Genomic DNA, 22,049 nt, shown 5'->3' on the forward strand with positions numbered 1-22,049 from the left:
ACGACTTCCTGCAAAACCCCTCAATACTGCTACCGAATCGTTATCCAGACGGTGCGGGAGCTGTCGTGAAGAGCAGCGCGGCGACGGCGCAGCGCTTAGCCGAGTGCCGCGAGAGCGGCCCGGATCCGCTCGACGGCGCCGCCCAGGGCCTCGTCGTCGATGCTCAGGTCGAGGCCCCGGTAGCGCCCGGCGAGGTTCGCCAGGTCGGTCATCTCCGGGTAGCCCTGCTCGGAGAGGGACCCGGCCTCCTCCATGAGAGCGGCCACGTCCCCCTCGGCGCCCTCACTGAGGACGGCGCCCTCGTCAGTGAGCGCGCGCAGCCAGCGGTCGTAGGGGCGGCGCGTCCGATCGAGGTCGGACACGACGGAGGCCATGGCCGATTCGAGCTCGCCGACCCGGGTCTCGACGACGTCCCGCACCGGGCCCAGAGAGCCCAGGTCCGCCTCGAGGCCCTGCACGAGCTCGCGCATGGCGCAGGGGGCGTCGGCCTCGGCCCCGTCGACGACGGAGGCGGCGTAGGCGCCCAGCACGAGGGTGTGCAGGCGGATGAGCGCCATACTGAAGGCCATCGACGCCATGGCGTCGGCGAAGGAGGCCACGGAGTCCTTCAGCCCGGTCACGGCGGTGGCGGCCCGCTCGGAGCGCTCGATGATCCGCTCGGCCAGCCCAGGCGCGGAGGACTCCGGATCCTTGCTGGTCAGAGTCCGCATGAGCACGGCGATGCGCTGGGCGCGGTCTCGGATGGACCCTGCGCCGTCGAGCCAGGAGCCCAGCGCGGAGACGACCTCGCGGAAGTCCCCGATGCGGTCCACGAGGCTGTCGCTGGAGACTTCGACGCGGCGGGCCGCGCCCAGGATCTCGACCGCGGGGCCCTCGGCCCCCTCGCGCGCGGGAACCCTCACGCCCTCGGCCAGCAGGCGCTGGGCCTCCGAGGCGAGGGCGGCCCGTCCGAAGGCGGCGAGGGAGTCGTAGCCGAGGGAGGCCAGCTCCTCCGCCAGCAGCTCGGCGCCGCGCTCAGCGGCCTCGCGGCGGTTGGCGCCCGAGTCCATGCACTCGCGCTCAGCAGCGCGCACCCGGCCGTATGCCTCGCCGATCGTGGCGAAGACGGCATCGTCCAGGGGCTTGGTGCGCACGGAGACGTAGCCGCCGGAGGTCGGGGTCACGGTGGCGAACACCCAGTAGTCGAGCCCGTCCTTGGCGCGGTTGAGCACATAGGCGCCCACGGGGCGGCCCGCGGTGAGATCGTCCCACATGAGCTTGAACAGGCCGCCCGGCATGTCGTCGTGGCGGATGATGCTGTGCGGGGCGCCGATCATCTCCTCGCGCGGGTAGCGCGCCAGTTGTAAGAATGTCTCGTTCGCGCTGCGAACGACGCCTTTGTCGTCCGTCGAGGAGAAGAACACGTCCTCGGCGTCGAAATGGCGGCGGTTCCCGATGATCGTTTCCACTGCAGTTGCTTCCTTCAGGGCATATGAGGGATCGGCCCCATCTTGCCCCATCCCCTCCGAGTGAGGACAGCCTGAGCCCTCCCGGAAATGGTCACAGTTTCACAGCGCCGACACAGGCTCGGAGTGTTGGATAGGGGCATGAGTACTCTCGCCGATCCCTTGACCCGAGCCGACGGCTCCCCGGTGCGCGTCCTCGTCGTCGACGATGAGCGAATGCTCGCCGATCTCCTGGCGTCCGCCCTCCGCTACGAGGGCTGGGAGGTGACGACCGCCTCCACGGGCGTATCCGCGGTGCGCACCGCCAAGGAGATCCAGCCGGACGTCGTGGTCCTGGACATCATGCTGCCCGACTTCGACGGGCTGGAGGTCATGCGCCGCATCCACGACCACACCCCGGGTGTCCCCGTGCTGTTCCTGACCGCTAAGGACGCGGTCGAGGACCGCGTGGCAGGCCTGACCGCCGGGGGTGACGACTACGTCACCAAGCCCTTCTCCCTGGAGGAGGTGGTGGCCCGGCTGCGCGCCCTGCTGCGCCGCTCCGGGGCCTCGGCCGCCGAGCCGGCCAACGTCCTGACGGTCGGCGACCTGCGCATGGACGAGGACTCCCACGAGGTCTGGCGCGGCAGCACCGAGATCCGCCTGACCGCCACCGAGTTCGAGCTGCTGCGCTTCCTCATGCGCAATCCCCGCCGCGTGCTGTCCAAGTCCCAGATCCTGGACCGGGTGTGGAACTACGACTTCGGGGGCCAGGCGAATATCGTTGAGCTCTACATCTCCTACCTGCGCCGCAAGATCGACAAGGGTCGCGAGCCGATGATCCACACGATGCGCGGCGTGGGCTACGTCCTCAAGCCCGCCGAGGCCCAGGAGCACTCCGACGGCGCGGTGAGCTCAGCGGCCCCGGGCGGCGCGAGCGCCGGGGCCCGGGGGTGAGCGGGCCCCGCAGCCTGCGCGCGCGCCTGGTCGCGGGCGTCCTGGGCATCGTCCTCGTCATGGCCGCCGTCATCGGCACCATCTCCACGCTTTCCCTGCGCAACGGCCTGATCGAGCGCCTCGACAGCCAGGTGCGGGCGGCCGCGAGCCGCGTCGAGTTCCGGCGCCACGGGGACGTCCCCAAGCAGGCCTTGGAGGAGCGGTCCGATGAGGACGAGGCGGATAACGGGATGCGCCCCGCGCCCCCCGATGATGACGACGACCCCCCGGTGCCCAAGGGCCTGGACGCGGCGGGGCAGCGGGTGGGAACGCTGACCGTCGTCGTCGCCGGCGAGAAGGCGGATGGCAGCGCCCCGGCCGCGTCCCGTGCGATCACGGCCGGCTATATCCGCGAGGACGGGAGCTATCGCGCGCTGAGCGCCGCGGAGGTCTCCTCCCTGCTGGACCTGGAGGAGACCGGCGAGCCGGTGAGTGCGCGCATCGACTCGCTCGGCGACTACAGGGTGCTCGTGGGCCACGACAGCCGCACCGGGGACAAGGTGATCACGGGCCTGTCCATGGAGGAGGACAACGACCTGGTGCGCGACCAGATCCTCTTCCTCGGGCTCATCGCCCTGGCGGGTGCGGCGATCGCGGCGTTCAGCGGCCGCGCCCTCGTGCGCTCCTCGCTGGCGCCCCTGGAGCGGGTGGCGTCCACGGCCCAGCGCGTCGCCTCCTTGCCCCTGGCCCACGGCGAGGTGAGCATCAACGAGCGGGTCGACGACGCCGACCTGGCGACTTCGCAGGAGGTCAGCCAGGTCGGCGGGGCCCTCAACACGCTCCTGGGGCATGTCGAGGCCGCCCTGGCGGCCCGCCAGCGCTCGGAGACGCAGGTGCGCCAGTTCGTCGCCGACGCCTCCCACGAGCTGCGCACCCCCCTGGCCTCGATTCGCGGCTACACCGAGCTCATCCGACGCGGGAGCGGGGAGCGGCAGGACCCTGGCGGAACCGGCGCGCCTGAAGCCGCGGGCCGGACGGCGGGCCCGCTCGGGCTCTCGGAGGAGGCCTCCTACGCGCTGGACCGGGTCCACTCGGAGTCCCTGCGGATGACAGCACTCGTCGAGGACCTCCTCCTGCTGGCCAGGCTCGACTCCGGACGCCCCGTGGCCCGCGAGGAGGTGGATCTGGTGGGGATCCTCGTCGACGCCGTCGCCGACGCCCGGGCGGCCGGCCCTGATCACGAGTGGTCCCTCGACCTGGCGATCCTGACCCCCCCGGAGGGCATGAGCGAGGAGGAGGCCGAGGACTTCGAACCCGCTCCCGCGATCGTGGGGGGCGAGGAGGCGCGCCTGCGCCAGGTGATCGTCAACCTGCTGGCCAATGCCCGGGTGCACACGCCCGCGAGGACGCGCGTGACCACCACTCTGAAGCGGGAGGGCAAGCGCCTGGTGATCCGGGTGGCGGATAACGGCCCGGGGATCGAGGAGTCCGTGCGGGATCGCATCTTCGTTCGATTCGCCCGCGGGGACGCCTCCAGGGAGCGCTCGACGGGCTCAACGGGCCTGGGCATGTCGATCGCACTGGCGATCGTCGTCTCGCACGGAGGCGCCCTCACGGTGGAGTCGAGCACGGATGAGGCCGACCACGGGACGGTGTTCACCGTGGAGCTGCCCGCCGCCGACGTCGAGTAGGCCCGAACCAGGCGAGCGATCGCGTCAACCATGTCCGCTCACCCGCCGAGCCGTTTCCCCTTCCCCGCGGACTCGCGCGCCTGCCTCTCGGCCTGGTCACTCGGCCTGGCCACGGCCCCGACCTCCTCCCTTGCACCTTCGACGACGTGGCCGGGGGTTGTGGACGCGGGTTGCCGACGCGCCTCCCGGGCACGTCTGCGGCCTTCTCAGCGGCGCGGCGACGACGGCGCCACAGAGCGGTGGCGATGGACAGGACGAGGATCGTCAGGATGATGGCGACCGCCCAGATGATGATGACCTGCCAGGTCTGCATGGGGGCCGGTGTAGCGGCGGCGATCTCGGAGTCGGCGGTGGCGGGGTCCATGGGGACGCGCTCGCCGGTGACGAGGAGGCGGTGGGTATTGACACCGTAGGGGGTGCAGGTGATGAGGGTGACGAGGTCGCGGCCCGGCACCTGGTTGAGCGACTCGGTCTCGCTGGGGAGGACGACTTGGATGTCGGTGACCTCGTACTTGAGGGTCTTTCCGAGCACGGAGATGTAGAAGGAGTCGCCCTTCTTGAGGTCTGTGAGGCGGTCGAAGAGGGTGGCGGTGCCCAGGCCGGTGTGGCCGGTGAGCACGGAGTGGGTGGAGGTGCCGCCGATGGGCAGGGAGGTCCCGAAGAGGTGCCCGATGCCCTTGGTGAGGGTGTCGGTCTGCGTACCGTGGTAGATCGGCAGGTCGGAGTGGATGGAGGGAATGACGATGCGGCCCATGACCTCATCGATGTTGAGCTGGTTGAGGTACTCCTGGTACTGGGGGGTGTCCGGGCGCTGGGACTCGAGCCAGGGGTCGAGGATCGGGGAGGACTCGAGATGGGCGTTGTACTCCTCGGCCGCGGCCTGCTGCTGGGCGACGACGTTCTCGCCGGCCTCCTCGACATGCGAGGTGTACATGTCCGCGAGGCGCTGCTGATCGGCGTTGTTGTGCTGGGTCGCGACGACGGGGTAGATGAGCACGCCGACGCCGATGAGGACGAGGACGACGGGCAGGATCGTCATGAGGCGCCGGCGGGAGCCCCAGCGCTTGCCGTGGCGGCGACGGGAGTGGGAGGCGACCTCGGCGGCGTTGGCGGTATCAGAGGTCCCAGCGGCGCCAGCAATCTCGGTGGCCTCGAGGCTCTTGGCGGGGCCGTTGTCCGGGGCACCGCCGGTCATCTGCTCTTTGAGGGGCAGTCCGGGCCAGCGTGACGGCCGCGATGCCTCGGAGTCGGCTGACCGCAGCGCGGTGGGGGCGTCGAGGTCGGTGCTCATCTGCTGCTCCTGGACGGGTGGGGGCGGGTCGAAAGCGCCCCGGTGCCGGGGAGGCGATCCCTCGCCTCCCCGGCACCGGGTTGCTCAGGCGGTGTCAGTGCCTGTTGTCAGTGGTGATCAGTGGTTCTGACGGCGCTTGTTCACGTAGGCGATGCCGGCGCCGGCCAGGACGAGGAGCCCGCCGACGACCGTGAGGAAGACGACGCCGGAGGCACCGGTGAGCGGAAGGTGGAAGCCCGCGTTCTTCGGGACATCGGTGATCTCCACTGCCATCATCTCATCCTTGTTATCCGCGGAGGCGGCGAGGATCCGGAAGGGAACCGGCTCGGCCTGGAGGGTGTAGCCCTCGGGGGCCTTGGTCTCGACGAAGCAGTAGTAGTCGTCGTTGGTCAGCTGCTTAGTGGCGCCGTTCTCCCAGTCGTTGGCGCGGAGAGCGTCGACGACGACCTTACCGTTGTCCTGGGTGATGAAGGTGCTGGCGTTCTTGACCGTGAGCGGCGTGAGGGCGGTCGCGTCAGTGGCGTCGGAGTCCCTCAGCTGTGGAGTGGTGTCTTTGTTGCCATCCCACGTGCACTGGTAGATCTGGAACTCGGCGCCCGGGAGCAGGTTGTCGGTGTCCGAGCCCTTCTTGCTCAGCTCGACCTTGCCGTACTTGCTCACGACGGGGTCGGTGCCCGGAATGTTCGTTCCAGGAGTGGTCGGGCGGTCCTTGTCCCAGTTGAACTCAGGGGAGTCCGAGGGGATGAGGAACGCTGTGTTGGAGATACCGCCGTCGAGGCTCGTGTCCGCGGCGAAGGTGGCGGTGAGGATCACCTGGACCTTCGTGGTGTTGTCTCCGTTAGCGCGGGCTGTCGCGATCTTCTTCAGACCCTCAGCGGTGAAATCGACCGTGAGGTAGTTCTTGTCGTCGTTGCCCGCAGCGACGGTGACGGTGTAGTCCGTGTCGGCAGTGAGCGCCTGCGCGTTCGTCCCGACAATCGCGACGCGCGGGTTGAGCTGATCAACTCCCGTCCCCTTCTGAACGCGGGGGTCGAGTTGATCGATGACATTGAACCGCTTGATCGTCTCACCGCCGGCGACATTCACCTTCGGGATAGCGGCATCAATGGTGTACTCGAGGCTGTTCCCGGAACCAGAGGCCTTTCCGGTGTCCACAACCTTCTTCTCGATTCCGGAGAGGGTGTTCTTCGGGTAGACGTGGACGTCGTAGTTCCAAGCATTGGTGTTGCCCGGGCTCGTCATCGGCAGGGTGACGATGAAGTCGGCGCCGGGAATAGCGCCTTTGGCATCGTCGGTCGCACCACCGCGGTGGACCTTGGCGCCAGCGGTGCTGATCTCCTGGACGAGATAGGCTCCGACATCGGTCTTATTGGCGTCGAAGGTGAGGGTGCCATCCGCAGCGGTCTTGCCCTCAAAGGTGGTACTGGTCTTGTGAGCAGCGCTCGCCGTGTTGACATCGCCTTTCGCGGCCGCGAGCTGGGTCCAGCCCTCCTGAGTACTCAAGTTGTAGTCGAGTTTGGTGATCTTGTATGTCACGCCCTCCATCGCGTTGCAGTCGGCCGGAGCCTGCTGCAAGCCTGTGCCAGCAGCAGTGCCGTTGGTATCCGTCTGCTCGCACTTGTGAATGGTGAGAGTCGTGTCAGCATCCTTCTGAACAGTCGCTGCGGCGGGTTGATTCGGGTCGGCAGGGGCCGCCAGCGCACTTGGAATGACAAGCGCACTCGCCGCGCAGGCGGCGGCGAAGAATCCCGCGCCTCGGCGCATCCTCTGGGAACTCATGGTATCTCCAATATCTCGTGGATGAAGGGATGGATGGGGAACTCAGACCCAGGAAGGCCGAGCCATTGCCCTCACCGAGACGCGTTCCGACGCCTGATGAAGGAGAACAGGGCGAGTGTACAAGCAGCACCAATAGCGAGGACGACCACAAGCACATTCGGAATGATCCCGTGACCACCAGACAGGGGCAGCGCGGCCGCCTCGATATCCTTGATCGCCAAGGTATTAGTGATCCCGGAGGCGGCATCCGAGACGGATGCCACAGCGGCGGGCGCACCGAGCTCATTTCCGTTGAGCACGGTGACATCCGTGTCAGTCACGCGAATGCGCACGGGCCTGGCCAGGAATTGGTGCCCGGATGGGGCCCTCGTCTCCACGAGCCGGTACTCGCGGTTGATCGTCAGAGCCGCCGTGGTGAAGATTCCGTCCTTGGAGCAGACCATGGCGCCCATATTCACCACGGAGATCCGGTAGGACACGCTGAGCGCGCTCCCCTGGCCGCTCGCCTCGCTCGCCACGATCGCGGAGAAGGCGCGCTGCTCCTTGGCGGTGACGCAGCCGGTGTTGCTGTTCCCGCCGTCGGTGTCGCCCGTCATGGACACGACGTTGACTGGGCCGAAGGGCTTGCCATCGGCGCGCGCGGCGCCACAGATGTAATCAGTGGCGGTATCACCCTGAGCATTGGGATCCACCTTGAAGGCGACCTGAGCGGTGAGGACGCGGCTGCCGCCCTTGCCACCAGGCGCCGGGGCCGCAGCGAGCTCGGTCTCATCGAGCCGGAGCGTGCGGTCGACCAGGCCCACCGAGTCGGACTGATCGAGGCGCTTGCCGTCCCTGCGCATGAGCGGCTTCTTGTCGGAGCCGTATGTGCAGCTCACCACCGTTAGCTTCCAGCCGGATGCCGTAGGGGTGTAGGCGGGGGACACCGCGTTCTCCCGGATCTTCGCGGCGCCGTTGGGGGCGAGCAGCTCATAAGTCCTGGGATCAGTGGCGGCGCTCGCCTCGGCGGTGAAGCGGTCCTCCAGCGCGGCTGTGGCCCCGTCCGGGGTCGCCTTGCAGGTGGCATTGGCGGCGTTAGCGGCAAAGCCCCGCAAGCGCAGCATGTACCTGATCCCGGTACTCGGGTCCGTCCAGGACGTCATCGAGCGGTCGGAGGCGATCACCAGCTGATCGACAGAGCAGTCTCGGCCCTTCTTGTCGTGGACGTCCTTGCCTCTGACGAACGCCGGGCCGCCGAGGATGATCTCCCCCTCCTCATCAAACTGCATACAGCACCGGGAGTTCGAGGTGTCGATCTCCTTCCAGGGGAAGCTCACGCGAATCTGCCCCTGCGCCATGGAGACGGACAGGTCGCCGCAGTAGGTGATCCCAGGACAATCCGACCCCATGCCGCCGGGGCAGGGGGACGAGAAGAACAGCTGAGCGCCTCCGGGCATGGCGTGCCGCGTGGACGGATCTGGGGAGCATGAAGAACCGTTCTGCTGGAGGACCGGGCGCCGCCGGGGATACGGCACCGCGATGACGTGCTCGAATGAGCCTAGGCAGCCCTACTCGCCCCCAGCATCAGAGTTTGCTGTATCGATACATCACAATGTCATCTCGTCATAGTCTCAAAACTCGCCGATCAATGCGATTTACCGGCCTTTTTCCAACGATCCGTCCGATCATATTGTGCCATTCGTTGCAGCAACGGACCCCTCGTCGAGGTCTCCCCCGCCGACGCCGGACGCCGACGAGCCCGGGAGCGCCACCGTCCTCTCCCCGCCGGCACGCAGTCCGGATCACCGCCGTCGCCGCCCAACGTCGCCCAGGGCGCCCCGACGACGATCGACCGGCCGCGAGCCGAGACCTAAGGGGTCTCCGGGGGCAGCGAAGCCCGGGCGTCGTCGTCGGGCACGAGCGCCACGAGCCCCGCCATGGACAGGCAGCTCGCCGCCACGAGGGCGACCGATCCGGTGGCGTAGGAGGCGAAGTACTCCCCTCGCCCCAGGGGCGAGCCCATGCGGGTCAGCACCCACAGGCCCAGGGCGAGGGAGATACCGGCGCAGAGCGCGCCGACGATCCACAGCGCCGTCAGTCTGGGCGCGGAACCGCTCCCACGGCCGTAGGGGCCCCTGCGCGTCTGCCGCCTCGACTCTCCGTCGTCCCGCTCCTCATGCGCGAGGCTGGGGACGAAGCCGGGTCTGGCGGGATCGGCGATGTCGTCGGGGGACGCATGGGAGGGGGACTCCCCGTCACTCCACGCGCCACCGGCGACCGCGAGGGCGCCCCAGCCCACCGCCAGCAGCACGGCGGCCACGACATCTGCCGGTCGGTGCCACTGGCGCACCAGCGTCGAATAGCCCATGGCCACCGTCATCGCCGCGCCGAGCCAGGCGGCGGGAACCCGCCAGCGGGCATCCACGAGGAGGATGAGCGCCACCGCAGCCGACGCCGCCATCGTGGTGTGCCCCGAGGGGAGCGTGTTGGCGTTGTCCCAGCGCGCGGTGATGCCGTGGTCAGGGCGGAAGAGGATCCAGTGCTTGAGGATCTGCGCGCTGGCGCTCGCCCCGATGACGGCGATAATGGCCCAGCTGGCGCGCCGGTGACTGCGTCGCAGGAGGCCGACCAGCAGGATGACAACGACGAGGAGCACCGCCGCCGGCATTGAGATGGCCGAGAGGACCACGCGCGCGTGCCCGTCCACCCGGTGCGAGCCGATCTCCGAGCCCGCCAGAGCGGCGGCCTCGAGGAACTGGCCCGGCAAGGTGTCCACGAAGGCCCACCACAGCACGAGGAGACCGGTGAAGCACGCGACCGCCAGGGCGAGACCCTTGGCGCGCGGGTGCGCCGGGGCGCTCTGGGCCGGTCGGGGGGATCGCATCCAACGATGCTAAATCCCGGCCGCACCGCGGTGGCGCTCGGGTATCGCGATTCGCCGTGGCGCACACCACCCCGCGCCCCATCCCCCCTCGCCGAGACCGGTCGATATCAGGAGCGAGACCGGTCCGCGGACCGGTCTCGCTCCTGATATCGACCGGTCTCGGACATAGGGGTGACCGACTAATGATCCGACATACAGGAGTTGCACTTATCGATTTGGGACTCTACCCTAGTTCTCGACAGAGGGCGTCTCCTCTGGTCGAGCAGCGTTTCACCACCACTCAGGAGGTTCTCCCATGGCCGTTCTCACCATCGGCGACCAGTTCCCCGCCTACGAGCTCACCGCCGTCATCCCCGGCAACCTCAAGGACGTCGAAGCCAGCAAGCCCGAGGACTACTTCACCACCGTCTCCTCCGCCGTCCCCGCCGGCACCTGGCGCATCGTCTTCTTCTGGCCCAAGGACTTCACCTTCGTGTGCCCCACCGAGATCTCCGCCTTCGGCGACCTCTACCAGGACTTCGAGGACCGCGACTGCCAGATCGTGGGCGTCTCGGTCGACAACGAGTACACCCACTACGCCTGGCGCCGCAGCCACGAGAAGCTCCAGAACCTGCCCTTCCCCATGGCCTCCGACCTGAAGCGCGAGCTGGCCGCCGCCACGGGTGTCCTCAACGCCGACGGCGTCGCCGACCGCGCCACCTTCATCATCGACCCCAACAACGTCATCCAGTCGGTGTCCATCACCTCCGAGTCCGTGGGCCGCAACACCGATGAGACCCTCCGCCAGCTCGACGCCCTGCAGTCCGACGAGCTGTGCGCCTGCAACTGGCAGGCCGGCGCCGCCACCATCGACGCCCTGGGCGAGATGACCCACTGAGACCGCATCGCATCACCGCGCAGACGAGCAGCGAACCACCGACGAGAAGAGAAAGCAGATATGAGCATCGACAACCTCCGCTCCGCCCTGCCCGCGTGGGCCAAGGACCTCTCCCTCAACCTGTCCACCCTGTCCCGCTCCTCCACGCTCACCGAGCAGCAGCAGTGGGGCACCTTCGTGGCCGCCGCCGCGGCGACCCGCAACGAGTCCGTCCTCGTGCAGGTCCTCGAGGACGCCCGCGCCCACCTGAGAGAGGAGGCCATCAGCGCCGCCCTGGGCGCGGCCTCCATCATGGCGATGAACAACATCGCCTATCGCACCCGCCACTTCCTGGGCGACGCCTATGAGAACGAGCGCATGGGCCTGCGCATGAACATCATCGGCTCCTCCGGCGGCGTCGAGAAGGTCGACTTCGAGCTGTGGAGCCTCGCCGTATCCACGATCAACGGCTGCGAGCGCTGCATCACCTCGCACGAGGCCACCGTCCGCGGCGAGGGTCTGAGCACCGAACAGGTCTGGGAGGCCGTGCGCATCGCCTCCACCCTGACCGGCGTGGCCCAGGCCGTCGCCGTCGTCGAGACCATCGGCTGAAGGCCTCCCGCTGCGCACCGGCCAGCGCGCGACGGGGCCCCTCGCACCAACTGCGGTACGAGGGGCCCCGTCGCACTCGACGCCTCGAGAGCCGCGGCGCGGACCGCTCAACGGCCCCGGTGGCTCAGTGCTCAGGATCGACGTCGATCGCTCCCTGGACGTCGTTGAACAGCAGGTTGGAGAGCTCGACCTGCACGGCGGCCACCGACGGCACGTCCTCCAGGATGAGGGGATCACCCGCGCTCGTCTCCAGGCGCAGGGTGCCGGCGCCGAAGATCCGGTCGGTCAGAGCCCGGTCCTGCTGGACATCGCTGATGCGCGACAGCGGCAGGTCATGACCGCGCTTGTTGAGAATGCCCGAGCGCGTGATGACGCGCTTGGAGGTGATTGTGTAGGTCGTCGTCGCCCAGGCTAGCCAGGGCAGGAGGAACACGGGCACCGAGACCGCCAGGACGATGATCCAGACGGCGAGGTGGCTCCACGGGGACCAGTCGCCGGGCAGGAGGACCGACGCCGCGATACCGACGGCGATGAGAACGACCTGCGCCATGATCCGCCACAGGAGGACCTTGGGGTGGGTATGCATGTGCCGGACGATGACCTCGTCCTGGCTCAACTGCTTCTTCGACAATGCCATGGCCCCATCGTGCCAGCAATCACGTCCAGGGGCGAGACGGCCGCGAGTGGCGCCGGGACGGCGGCGGGCGCTGAGCGGCGAGGAGCCGTGGCCGGGCCCGGTAGGCGGCGAGCCAAGACCTCAGAACTCGATCTCATCGAGGCTCGCGACGGTGGGCACCGCGCGCGACGGCCCCTGATCACCCCGCCGCAGGTGGACCACCGGCATCCCCACGGCCAAAGCGCCGTCGACGTCGGAGCCGACGTCGTCGCCGATCATGAGAGCCTCGGCCGGTGCCACTCCGAAGCGCGCGCATGCGGCGGAGAAGATCGCGGGATCGGGCTTCGTGGCGCCCATCTGGGCCGAGGCCAGCATCTCCCAGCCGGCCACGCGGGCGCCGGCGGCGGCGAGCTTCTCCTCCTGGCTGGGGGCGTCACCATTGGTGAGGTAGGCGACCACCAGCGGCGCGGCGGGCCCACCGGCGGCCGCCGCCCGCCCGCGGGCGGCGCGCAGGGCCTCCAGTCGGGCCAGAAAGGAGGGGACGTCGTCGTAGGCGCGCCACAGACGGCGGTAGATGGCGCGGTAGGCGGCCATATGGGCATCGGCCTCGGCGTCACTGAGAGCGCTCCCGCCGGGCACGAATTCGCGCACCCGCTCGCGCAGCTGGCCGCGGAAGTCGAGCTCGCCGGCCTGGTAGCGGGCGAAGTGGCGCCGGTCGATGGCCTCCCACAGCTCGGCGGTCTCCTGCGGGCCGAGCTCCCAGCCCTCCAGGCCACAGGCCCACAGGTAGGAGGCGCGGTCGGAGGCGTAGCGGTGGTCGACGAGGACGCCATCGATATCAACGAGCACGGCGCGAGTGGGCGCCGGCAGGCGGAAGGGACTCATGCGCCCAGTCTGCCCTGCTCATCCGGCCAGGATGTCCAATCCGGCACCCGCGACCACGGGGACGATGCCCAGCAGCACGAAGGCGGGCAGATGACACAGCCCCAGGGGGATGACGAGGCGGACGGCGAGGCGCTCAGCGGCCTCCTCATCGGCGGCGCGCCGCCCCGCCCGGATCGATGCGGCCGTGCAGCTCAGCAGCGACGATGGCGATGCTCCGTCCTCCCAGCCGGGCCGCAGGCAGCGCTCGAGGCGATCGCGCGAGGCCCGCCAAACGGCGTCCTCGGGCGCGTCCCAAGCCTCCTGCCAGCTCGCGCCGATGAGGAGGGCGCGGGAGACAACGCCGAGCTGATCCTCGCCAAGCGCCCGGCCGAGGGCGCCCAGGACCCCGGGCAGGGAAGCGCCCGCCCCGAGGGCGGCCGTGGCGAGGTCGAGAACGAGAGCCTCGTCGACCGGCTCACACAGCGCCGGATCCCGCCGGCCGCCTCGCCTCCATCGGCCCGACGCCGCAGGGCCGTGGATCGCTGCGCGCACGAGTCGGCGGGTGAGGAGATGCCCGACGGCCATGAGGCCGATCCCGGCCGAACCGAGGGCGCTCCCCCAGGACCCTCCCAGGAGAAGGTCCTCGGGATGAGCCCCGACGAGCGCCCCCAGGGCGAGCGCCACCAGCGGCAGGGCGGCCAGGAGGCGCGCGGTGGTGCGGGGCCCGGAGAGGGCGGACTGCCGCGAGGCCCGGGCCCGGCCCGCCTCGGAGACGCCTTCGGCGACGGACTCCAGCACTCCGGCCAATGGCGAGCCCAGGGCGCGGGTGAGGCGGCAGGCGGCGACAGCTCCGGGCACGGCGGCGCGCATGGCCTGATCCGCCGCGACAGCTCCTCCGAAAGGCGGCCGCCACGCCCAGCGCCCCGCGTCGCGCCGCGGCAGCCAGGAGGGCGCCGGGCCACCTGCCAGGGCGGTCAGAGCGGGTGGGACGCCGTCATCGGCAGGGGTGAGGCCCGCGTCCTGCGGGACTCCCGACCGGCCCAGGGCCCGGGACCAGGCCCGATCAGGGGTGGCCCCGGCCCGCAGCAGGGCCGCCACCTCGGTGAGGGTGAGCCCGATATCCGCTCCCCCAGCGCGGCCCCGGCGCTCTCGCGCACTGGCCCGGCCTCCTACCTCGCCGCCTGCGTCCCCCTCGCGCGAGCCCCCTGGCGGCGGGCGCATCCCGCGGCGGGCGGGCAGGAGCAGAACGGCCACCGACGTGGCGGCGAGGAGGGCCGTGAGGAGGGGTATCGAGCCGCCGACCGCGCCGCTCATGACTGCGCCCCCGCTCCACGCGCGCCACCCGCCAGGGCGGCCGCTCCCCCGGTGAGCGCGACTAGCCCCTCGTGGGCCGCTCCCGCCTCCATGGCGCCATCGGGTCGGACGCGCAGGCCCTCGCGGCAGACCAGCCGGCCATCCCGTTCACGGCAGAGCAGACCCAGGGAGGAGATGCGACGACGCACCCCGGATGAGCGGGCCTCGCGCCGCAGGTGGATGACGGCGTCGAGGGCGCTGCCGGCCTGCGCGGCCACCGCGATCTCATCGAGGCCCGCGAGCGCTCCCAGCGCGGTGAGGCGGGCGGGGACATCGGCCGGGGAGTTGGCGTGGAGGGTGGCCCACCCGCCCTCGTGGCCGGTGTTGAGAGCGGTGAGGACATCACGGACCTCGGAGCCGCGGCACTCCCCCAGGACGATGCGGTCGGGCCTCATGCGCAGGGCGGTGCGCACAAGGGCGGTCATGGGGACGGAGCCGACGCCCTGGACGTTGTCCCCGCGCTCCTGGAGATGGATGACATGGGGGTGGTCCGGGGCGAGCTCGCTGGCCTCCTCGATGCACACGATCCTCTCATCGGCGGGCACGAGCCCGAGGAGCGCGGCGAGGAGAGTGGTCTTGCCGGTCCCGGTTGCGCCGGTGATGAGGCAGGAGGCGCGCCGCTCCACGAGGGCGGCGAGGATCCGATCGAGACCGGGGGCGATCGTGCCGGCGTCGACGAGCTCGGGCAGGGTGAAGGCACGGCGGCGCTTCGTGCGCAGGCAGATGAGGGTGCCGTCGGCGCTGAGCGGTGGGAGGACGGCGTTGAGACGGGTGCCATCGGACAGAGTGGCGTCGACGATCGGGGCGGCGTCGTCGAGTCGGCGCCCGGCCGAGGCGGCCATGCGCACCGCCAGTGCCCGGGCCTCGGGCTCGTCCAGGCGCGCCTGCGGGACGGGCTCGAGGCCGCTGCCGCGGTCGATCCAGGTCATCCCGCCGCCGACGAGCACGTCGGTGACGCCCTCCGCCTCGAGGAGGGGCGTGAGGGCCGCCCCGGCGCCATCGACGTCGGCGTGGACGAGACGGGTGAGGGAGGCGATGCCCGTGGCGCCGGTGGTGGAGCCGGCCCCCTCGCTGAGCGCCCGCCCGAGACCCGCGCCCCGGGCGAGGGCGCCGCGAATGCGGACGAGGTCCGGGGCGATGCCGTGATCGGGGAGCTGGGCGCCGCGCGGGGCGGGCTCCGGGCTCATGACCGTCCCTCCTCCGGCTCGGCCTCCCAGGGGGCTCGCGAGAGGACGGCATCGTCGCCCTCCAGGAGCTGGGCGGCGAGCGAGCGGATGGCTCGGCGCAGGGGGCCGCGGCTGCGGGCGGGGTCGTCGCCCCGGGCGATGCGGGAGGCGATCGAGTGATCCGACGGCGCCCGCCCGAGTACCTTCGCACCGGTGAGCCCGGTGATCTCCTCGGGGGAGAGGTCCTCCCCGATCCGGCGCAGGACCAGGCCGAGGCATCGCGGCCCCTCAGCGCGCTCCTGTCCCAGGATCTCCGCCGCCGGGCGGTCGCCATCCTCCCGGCCCTGCCTGCCCCTGCCCAGACGGGCGACGATGGACTCGGCGGCCTCGGCGGAGCGGACATCGCATCCCATGACGATGACGACCTCGGCCCCCGGCGGCGGCTCGGCGCCCCGGGGGAGGTCCACCAGGACGACGTCGTGGCAGGCCCCGACCGCCGCGAGCGCGGCGGCGACCTGCGGGGCGCTCACCGGGCCGCCGCGGGGGTCGCCGGTCAGGAAGCGGATCCCCGACCATCGCGGCAGGGCCTCGGCAAGGCGCTCGGGGTGGTAGGCGCTCTCCTGCTCGGGCAGGTCCCTCCAGCGCAGTCCGGGCCGGGCCCCCTCACCCATCATGAGGTCGATGCCGCCTGCGGGGTCGAGGTCGACGATGGCTACACCGCGCCCCGCCGCGGCCATGGCGCGGGCCAGGAGCAGCAGGATCGTCGTGGTCCCCAGCCCTCCCCTGGCCCCTGTCAGGGCGATGACGCGGGCGCGCCCCGGGTGGCCGGTCGCGATGATGAGGGAGGCGAGCGCCCCGGACTGCGGGGCGTCGAGCGCCTCGTGGAGCGTGGCGGCGGAGATGTCCGGGCGGAGCGACAGGCTCTCCGCCAGGGCGGGGAGGTCGTCGGGCACGAGGATGAGGGCGTGGGTGGCGCCTGTGCGACGGCGCAGGGTTCTCGCGCGCTGGACGAGGTCGGAGGCCGCTCGGGGCGCCTCGGGATACGAGCAGACCAGCGCCTGGGGCTCCAGGCCCGTGCAGGCCAGGACGATATCGGCGGCCCATCCGGGCAGGGGTTCCTCAGGAGCCCCGTCCTGGTGGCCGGGGCGGAGCAGAACGGCGACGACGACGTCATCGGCGAGGGCATCCCCCGCGGATTCACCCGGCGCCCCGGATCCCCACTGCTCGCGCTCCCCCGGAGGCCAGTCACCGGGATCCTCCTCGCGGGGCCGCCCGCTCTCAAGGCCTCCCGCCCCTGCGGCGCTGCGGGCGCCGAGGGCGGGCGCTTCCGGACGTCCGCGCAGCGCTGGGAGGCCTGGATGGGTGGAGCGGGGTGCGGCATGTCGCATGGTGGACTCCTTCGCGGACGGATCGGCGGGGCGCGGTACCGCTCCAGGGTTGCCCACCCGGGATCACCCGGGGTGATGGCCTCCACATGAGGGGCCGGAGGCGGCGCGTCCGAGCGCATGTGGTTCCCGGCCGCCGCGGCCCGGCGCGACCCGCCGCGACCACGACCGGGCGCGGCGGGGCAGCGTCGGGCGCTTCGCCGTCGCCCGCTCACTCCGCCCGCCCCGCCTGGATCGCGCGGCACAGCTCGACGCCCTGGGTGATGCCCACGAGGATCGCCTCGGCCTGCCAGATCGTCCAGGCGATGACGCCCTCGGCGTCGCCTCGCGCATAGGCGGCCGCCGCGTCGCTGTAGGCCCCGGGGGCGCGGCGCGCGTAGGCGTCGGGGACGGCCACGCCCGTGGGCTCCAGTCCGTCGCGGGCGATGAGATGGCGCACGAGGAGGCGGCCGAGCGCCGCGTTAGCGGCCGTGAAGGGGCGCGCGGCGATCATCTCCCCATGGACGACGGCGGCGCGCACCAGCGCCGGGACACCGGGGGCGGCGATGATCGCCAGGAGCGCGTCGAGCCGCTCGGCCAGGGCCCGCCCCCGGGGGGCCGTGCCGGGCCCTCCCTCGCGCGGCACCGCCCCCAGTGCCACGGAGCCGACGGTCCCCCCGCTGCTCCGCGCGCCCGCGACGCCGTCGCCGCCCTTTGCCCCCTCGGTGCCGCCCCCGATGCCGCTCCCGCCCGGCGGGAGCGCGGTACGCGGCACGGCCACCTCGTCGAGCCCGATGGCCCCCGATGCCGCCAGGGGGCCCGCGAGATCGCGGTGCAGGCCGGCCAGGAGCGATCGTGGGGAGGGCTCGGCGGGCCGGGCCTGCCCGCGCAGGTCCGGCATGAATCCGGTCAATCGCACGCCCGCGCGCCAGATCCCGGCGACGGCGTCGAGCGAGGGGTCCCCACTCAGCGGCCGCTCCAGGCGGCCCGCAACCACATGCTCGCGCAGCGCGGACGCGCTCACCAGCGCCCCCTCGATCGCTCCCGAGGCGATGGCCCCCCGGATTACGGCCTCCGCCCGAGCCTCGCGCCAGCGCCGCCGCAGCGCCTCGTGCCAGCGCAGTTGCGCGCTGGCCTCGCGCACCGCCTCCTGTGCCTGGGAGACGCGAGCGTCCTGGGCGATGGCCGCCAGGGCGCTGACGAGAGCGCGATCGGCGCCTCCCGCCCCGGCACCGCTCACGCCGGCTCCTGGCGCGATTCGGGCGGGCGCGCCAGTGCCACCGGCGAGCCGCGCTCCACCGATCCCACCGGGAACCGCGGAGCCACCCGGGCGCCCACCCGAGGCGCCCGACGACCGACCGATACTCGCTCCCATGGTGATCACGGCGCCACTCTACGGGCCCGCTGGAACTACGCTGAGCACGTGACCTCCTCGGAATCCCTTCCCCAAGGCGCCCGTCCCAGCGCGGTGCCGCCACCAGGCAGTGGAACAGCCACCGGCGCTCCCCAGCCCAGTCCCGCCGGTGGCCCCGCACCGCGCGGGCGCCGCCACGACCACATCGCCGCAGCGGTACTGGGCGCCGCGGTGACGCCCCTCACCCTGACGTTGACCGGGCTCGCCGGCCAGGCCTCCTCGCAGGGCCACCTGCTCGTGGGGGCGGGGCTCCTCGTGGTGCTCGTCATCGCGAGCACGGTGGTGCAGGCGGCCTTCGGCCGGCGCTCCTCCCTGGGCGGTCTCATCGGCGGCCTCGTGGCGCTCGCCGCGCAAGCGGCGATCCTCGCCTCCAGCGAGTGCGCCGCCTCCGCGCCGCAGGCCTGGGCCCGCCAGCTCATCCCCACCGGCGCCGTGCTCATCCTGGCGGGCCTGCTCATCGGCGGTTCCCTCGGCCTGCGCCGGGCGCGTCGCGCCGGGCGCGCGTGGGCGCGCCTGTCCGCGCTCCTGGGGCGCTCCGACCAGGAGCAGGGCAGTACTCCAGCCGCCCCGCCGTCGCGCCGCAATGATCACCTCTTCTCCCTGGCGTGGGTGACCGTCTGCTCGCTCATCTCGGTCGCCCTGGCGGACCGCGCCTACTCCGCGATCGTCGCCAGCGGAGACGCGCCCGTCTCCCCGTGGGCGCTGGCCGGAATCCTCCTCACCTCGATCGGGGCGGGCGCCGGCGTCACGCGCTCCTCCCTGGGCGCCAGGGTGGCGGGCCCGATCGTGTTCATCGGGGCGCTCCCGGCCTTCCTGTCCGCGTCAGCCTCAGACCGGAGCGCGATGGTGCCCCATCTGACAACCGACCCCACGGCCAGCGCCGTCCTCATGCTGGGCGCAGTCGTGAGCGCGATCGGCTGGGGGGCTCATGTGGCGCGCCGCCAGGGCATCGCCGATGAGAAGGACTCCTGGGCCGATCAGCGCGCCGTCGCCCTGGAGACCTAGCCGGGCTCCGAGGAGGGGCTCACTCCCGCAAGCGCGCGAGGCACGGGCCACCGGCACGCCTCCCGGGCCCGGCGCCCGCCCGCCACTACGGTGGTCCCGAAGAAGGAGGCCCCGTGACCACCAATCGTCCTGACCAGCCCGATGAGCTCGGTAGCGCCAGCACTCCCGAGCAGACCATCGAGTCCCTCGATTCGGCCGGCGAGCCCGTTCCTTCCCTGGAAGCGCCGGCGCCCATCGTCGGCGACGACGGCGAGAGCATCACCACTGGCAGCTCCGCCCTTCCCGACGGGCTGCCCGGATCGATCCCCCCGGGTACCGGCGTGGTCCTCGCCGCACGGCGCGGCCAGGAGGCGCGGGACGCCGAGGGGGCTTCTCGCGACGGGGGCATCCAGGACGATCGGGGTGACGGTGGGAGCGACGGCGGCGCCGAGCCGACCGCTGCCGTGGCCCCGCCGGACGAGCCCGTCATGACAGGGCCCGAGGCCACCGCCGTCGCGCAAACGGTCGCGGCCCCTCCTCCGCTTCCCGGCGCCCCCATCCGGCGCCGCAGCCGCCCCCGCGACCCGGATGAGGAACGTGAGTCGACGGCGGTGCGGCGCCGCTCGCTGTTCTCGCCGATGGTCCCCGTCGGGGACGCCGCGGAGGACGGCTCCCAGGCCCTGGACGACGGTGGGACCGCCACACCCTCCGATGATGCCGGGATCTCGGGCGCCGCCGTGAGCCCCACCAGCGCCGGCAGTGCGAGCAGCCCCTCCAGCACCACCAGTGCCACCAGTGCGCTCACCGGCGGCTCCGCACCCACACCCGGCGCCGGCACCCCCTCCCTGCGCGTCGAGGCGGCCAGCGCCCCGGACGGGCCGGAGTCCTCCGGCCCGCACTGGACGAGCAAGTCCAGCTGGACGCCGGACCCCTCCTCCAGTCCCCTTCCCCCCGCGCCGCCGCTGCCCTCCTCGACGGTCGCGCCGGTGGCCTCGTCCGAGGAGGCCGCCCCGGAATGGTCCTCCGTCATCGCCCCGGGCGCGTCCGACGACGAGGCCGACAGCGCCTCCGCCTCGCCTGCCGCACCCCCCACCCGGCGCCGTCGTCGCGCGGAGGCCCGCAAGCCGGCTCCCGTCGATGAGGAGACCGGCGTCGACGACGACGTGCTGCTGGACGGCTCGACCGTCGTCGGCAAGCCCGCCTCTCGCTTCGGTGCGCACTGGGCGGGGATCCTCATCGCCGTCGTCCTGCTGCCGCTGTCCTGGTTCTTCGGGCACACGGCGCGCCACTCCTTCGGGACCACCGCCGCCCGCAACCCCGAGGGCACGATGAGCGTCAACGGGGTCATCGTCATCGCCCTGAGCGCCCTCTGCCTGGGCATCGGGCTGTGGATGGCGCGCCGCTCCTCCCTGGGCACGATCCTCATGGGCGCTCTCACGGCGCTGGCGGGCATTCCCGGCCTCATCTCCCCCGCCGCCACCCATCGGGTCCTCGAGCAGGCCCTCGGCGCGGCGGCCGACCGCACCTCCCTGGGTAAGGACCTCCTGGAGTTCCTGTGGCTCGACCTGTCCCGCGGCACCTTCCTCCTGGTCGGCATCGTGGTGCTCATGGTCGGGATCGTCTCCCACTCCGCGCGCCGTGCCGGGCGCCGTGAGCAGGAGGTCATCGACCGCGTGCGCAAGGTCTCATGACGGCGCCCGCGCCCGCCGCCATGGCGAGCGCCAGGGACGCCGCCCGCGATGCGACTCCGATCGTCGTCGGCTATGTGACGCTGGGATTGGCCGCGGGGATGCTGCTGGCGGCCCAGGGCCTGGCCTGGTGGTGGGCGCCGGTGTGGAGCGTCGTCATCTACTCGGGCACGATGCAGATGCTGCTCGTGCCGCTGGCCGGGGCGGGCGAGCCCCTGGGGGCGATCGCCGCCTCGACGCTGTTCGTCTCCGGGCGGCATGCCTTCTACGGGCTGGGCTTCCCCCTGGATCGCGTGCGGGGCCGGGCACTGGTGCGCCTGTACGCCGTCCACGCGATCACCGATGAGGTCTACGCACTGCTGTCCGCCAAGGACCGCCACGCGATGACGAGCCGGTACGTGCTCACCGTGGAGGTCATCAGCCACTCCGCCTGGGTCTCGGGCGCGACGGCGGGGGCGCTGGCCGGGCAATGGCTGGCGGACGCTTTCGGCGAGAGGATCAGCCTGCTGGGCTTCGTGCTCACCGCGCTGTTCGTCGTGCTCGCCATCGAGAACTGGCGCGCCCACCCCGATACCGCGGCCCTGTGCGTCGGGATCATGGCGGGGGCGGTGGGCCTGACCATGGGCGGTTCGGCGGCACTGCTGAGCGCACTGGGAGCACTGGCCCTCGGGCTCATCGGGTTGTACGCCGTGCGTCACCGTCGCGCGCCTGGCGCCGAGGGCGCCGGCGACCGGGGCCTCGGGCGCGTCGGCGCGGGCCGGGCCGGCCTGGAGGCGGCCGATCGGGACGCGGCGGGCCCGGAAGGAGGCGCGTGATGCCGCTGTCGAATCCCGGGATCGCGTTCGCCGTCGTCGTGGTGGCCGTGATCACCCTGGCCTGCCGCCTCGCTCCCTTCGCGCTGCTGCGCGGGAGGCGCTCGCCACTGCTGGCCTTCCTCGCCGACGCCATGCCGCTGGGCGTCATGATCGTCCTGGCGGCCTACACGCTCGACGGCGTGAGCTTGGCCCCGGCGTCCTGGCTTCCCGCCGTCGCCGGCATCGCGGCGACGGCCGGGCTGCACCTGTGGCGCCGCTCGATCGGGCTGTCGCTCATCGGCGGAACGGCCGTGTACGTGGCGGCGAGCCTGGCCATGGCGTAGGGCGGGCGCG

General features: G+C 71.8%; 19 protein-coding genes. 8 read left to right on the plus strand and 11 right to left on the minus strand.

Annotated elements, in window-relative coordinates; translation table 11 throughout:
- Window positions 1-95: 95 nt before the first annotated feature.
- The gene (locus B6G06_RS08820) at window positions 96-1,448 is read right to left on the minus strand and encodes a PAS domain-containing protein (RefSeq protein ID WP_080462201.1); all 1,353 of its coding nucleotides are present in this window, start codon (window positions 1,446-1,448) and stop codon (window positions 96-98) included.
- Between the two features lie 138 nt (window positions 1,449-1,586).
- Between B6G06_RS08820 and B6G06_RS08825 the strand changes: the two genes are divergently transcribed.
- Both B6G06_RS08825 and B6G06_RS08830 read left to right on the plus strand, forming a co-directional pair.
- Window positions 1,587-2,381, plus strand: a complete 795-nt coding sequence (locus tag B6G06_RS08825) for a response regulator transcription factor (protein ID WP_081171903.1) — start codon at window positions 1,587-1,589, stop codon at window positions 2,379-2,381.
- The gene (locus B6G06_RS08830; RefSeq protein ID WP_420807192.1) at window positions 2,378-4,051 is read left to right on the plus strand and encodes a sensor histidine kinase; all 1,674 of its coding nucleotides are present in this window, start codon (window positions 2,378-2,380) and stop codon (window positions 4,049-4,051) included. The genes B6G06_RS08825 and B6G06_RS08830 overlap by 4 nt, the downstream gene beginning before the upstream one ends.
- Here B6G06_RS08830 and B6G06_RS08835 read toward each other — a convergent pair.
- From B6G06_RS08835 to B6G06_RS08850, 4 genes are all read right to left on the minus strand, one after another.
- Entirely contained in the window at window positions 4,017-5,342 is a 1,326-nt protein-coding gene (locus tag B6G06_RS08835; protein ID WP_240494053.1) for a class C sortase, read from the minus strand. The two genes, B6G06_RS08830 and B6G06_RS08835, sit on opposite strands and share 35 nt — an antisense overlap.
- Window positions 5,343-5,459: 117 nt before the next feature.
- A complete protein-coding gene (locus B6G06_RS08840; RefSeq protein ID WP_081171904.1) occupies window positions 5,460-7,121 on the minus strand; it encodes a SpaH/EbpB family LPXTG-anchored major pilin in 1,662 nt (553 codons plus the stop codon).
- Window positions 7,122-7,192: 71 nt separating this feature from the next.
- On the minus strand, window positions 7,193-8,557 hold the full coding sequence (locus tag B6G06_RS08845; protein WP_125898910.1) for a hypothetical protein: 1,365 nt from the start codon (window positions 8,555-8,557) through the stop codon (window positions 7,193-7,195).
- Window positions 8,558-8,970: 413 nt separating this feature from the next.
- Window positions 8,971-9,984, minus strand: coding sequence for a phosphatase PAP2 family protein (locus B6G06_RS08850; RefSeq protein WP_081171906.1), 1,014 nt, complete (start codon window positions 9,982-9,984; stop codon window positions 8,971-8,973).
- A gap of 295 nt (window positions 9,985-10,279) precedes the next feature.
- On the opposite strand from B6G06_RS08850, the gene B6G06_RS08855 reads away from it, so the two are divergent.
- Together B6G06_RS08855 and ahpD are read left to right on the plus strand one after the other, a co-directional pair.
- Window positions 10,280-10,861: a peroxiredoxin gene (locus tag B6G06_RS08855; RefSeq protein ID WP_080462206.1), complete on the plus strand. Its 582-nt coding sequence runs from the start codon at window positions 10,280-10,282 to the stop codon at window positions 10,859-10,861.
- Between the two features lie 60 nt (window positions 10,862-10,921).
- The gene (gene ahpD / locus B6G06_RS08860; RefSeq protein ID WP_081171907.1) at window positions 10,922-11,452 is read left to right on the plus strand and encodes an alkylhydroperoxidase, AhpD family; all 531 of its coding nucleotides are present in this window, start codon (window positions 10,922-10,924) and stop codon (window positions 11,450-11,452) included.
- A 124-nt stretch (window positions 11,453-11,576) separates the two neighbouring features.
- Here ahpD and B6G06_RS08865 read toward each other — a convergent pair whose 3' ends face one another.
- From B6G06_RS08865 to B6G06_RS08890, 6 genes are all read right to left on the minus strand, one after another.
- Window positions 11,577-12,089 carry a PH domain-containing protein gene (locus tag B6G06_RS08865; protein WP_080462208.1) on the minus strand — a complete coding sequence of 171 codons (513 nt, stop codon included), beginning with the start codon at window positions 12,087-12,089 and terminating at the stop codon, window positions 11,577-11,579.
- 120 nt (window positions 12,090-12,209) lie between these two features.
- Window positions 12,210-12,953, minus strand: coding sequence for an HAD family hydrolase (locus B6G06_RS08870; RefSeq protein ID WP_081171908.1), 744 nt, complete (start codon window positions 12,951-12,953; stop codon window positions 12,210-12,212).
- Between the two features lie 18 nt (window positions 12,954-12,971).
- Window positions 12,972-14,246, minus strand: a complete 1,275-nt coding sequence (locus B6G06_RS08875) for a hypothetical protein (protein WP_081171909.1) — start codon at window positions 14,244-14,246, stop codon at window positions 12,972-12,974.
- Window positions 14,243-15,472 (minus strand): TadA family conjugal transfer-associated ATPase, encoded by a 1,230-nt coding sequence (locus tag B6G06_RS08880; RefSeq protein WP_080462210.1) that lies wholly within the window; start codon window positions 15,470-15,472, stop codon window positions 14,243-14,245. The genes B6G06_RS08875 and B6G06_RS08880 overlap by 4 nt, the downstream gene beginning before the upstream one ends.
- A complete protein-coding gene (locus B6G06_RS08885) occupies window positions 15,469-16,839 on the minus strand; it encodes a nucleotide-binding protein (RefSeq protein ID WP_080462211.1) in 1,371 nt (456 codons plus the stop codon). Before B6G06_RS08885 ends, B6G06_RS08880 begins: the two co-directional genes overlap by 4 nt.
- Window positions 16,840-17,047: 208 nt before the next feature.
- Window positions 17,048-18,199, minus strand: coding sequence for a Fic family protein (locus tag B6G06_RS08890; protein ID WP_081171910.1), 1,152 nt, complete (start codon window positions 18,197-18,199; stop codon window positions 17,048-17,050).
- 39 nt (window positions 18,200-18,238) lie between these two features.
- On the opposite strand from B6G06_RS08890, the gene B6G06_RS08895 reads away from it, so the two are divergent.
- The 4 genes from B6G06_RS08895 to B6G06_RS08910 all read left to right on the plus strand — a co-directional run bounded on the left by B6G06_RS08895 (window position 18,239) and on the right by B6G06_RS08910 (window position 22,039).
- Window positions 18,239-19,234, plus strand: a complete 996-nt coding sequence (locus B6G06_RS08895) for a hypothetical protein (RefSeq protein ID WP_125898911.1) — start codon at window positions 18,239-18,241, stop codon at window positions 19,232-19,234.
- Between the two features lie 113 nt (window positions 19,235-19,347).
- On the plus strand, window positions 19,348-20,904 hold the full coding sequence (locus B6G06_RS08900; protein ID WP_081171912.1) for a US12 family protein: 1,557 nt from the start codon (window positions 19,348-19,350) through the stop codon (window positions 20,902-20,904).
- On the plus strand, window positions 20,901-21,716 hold the full coding sequence (locus tag B6G06_RS08905; protein WP_240494055.1) for an AzlC family ABC transporter permease: 816 nt from the start codon (window positions 20,901-20,903) through the stop codon (window positions 21,714-21,716). The genes B6G06_RS08900 and B6G06_RS08905 overlap by 4 nt, the downstream gene beginning before the upstream one ends.
- Entirely contained in the window at window positions 21,716-22,039 is a 324-nt protein-coding gene (locus tag B6G06_RS08910; protein WP_164505214.1) for a branched-chain amino acid transporter permease, read from the plus strand. The genes B6G06_RS08905 and B6G06_RS08910 overlap by 1 nt, the downstream gene beginning before the upstream one ends.
- The last annotated feature ends 10 nt before the right edge of the window (window positions 22,040-22,049 follow it).

Origin of the sequence: Actinomyces gaoshouyii, from assembly GCF_002076915.1 — a bacterium.
GTDB lineage: Bacteria > Actinomycetota > Actinomycetes > Actinomycetales > Actinomycetaceae > Actinomyces > Actinomyces gaoshouyii.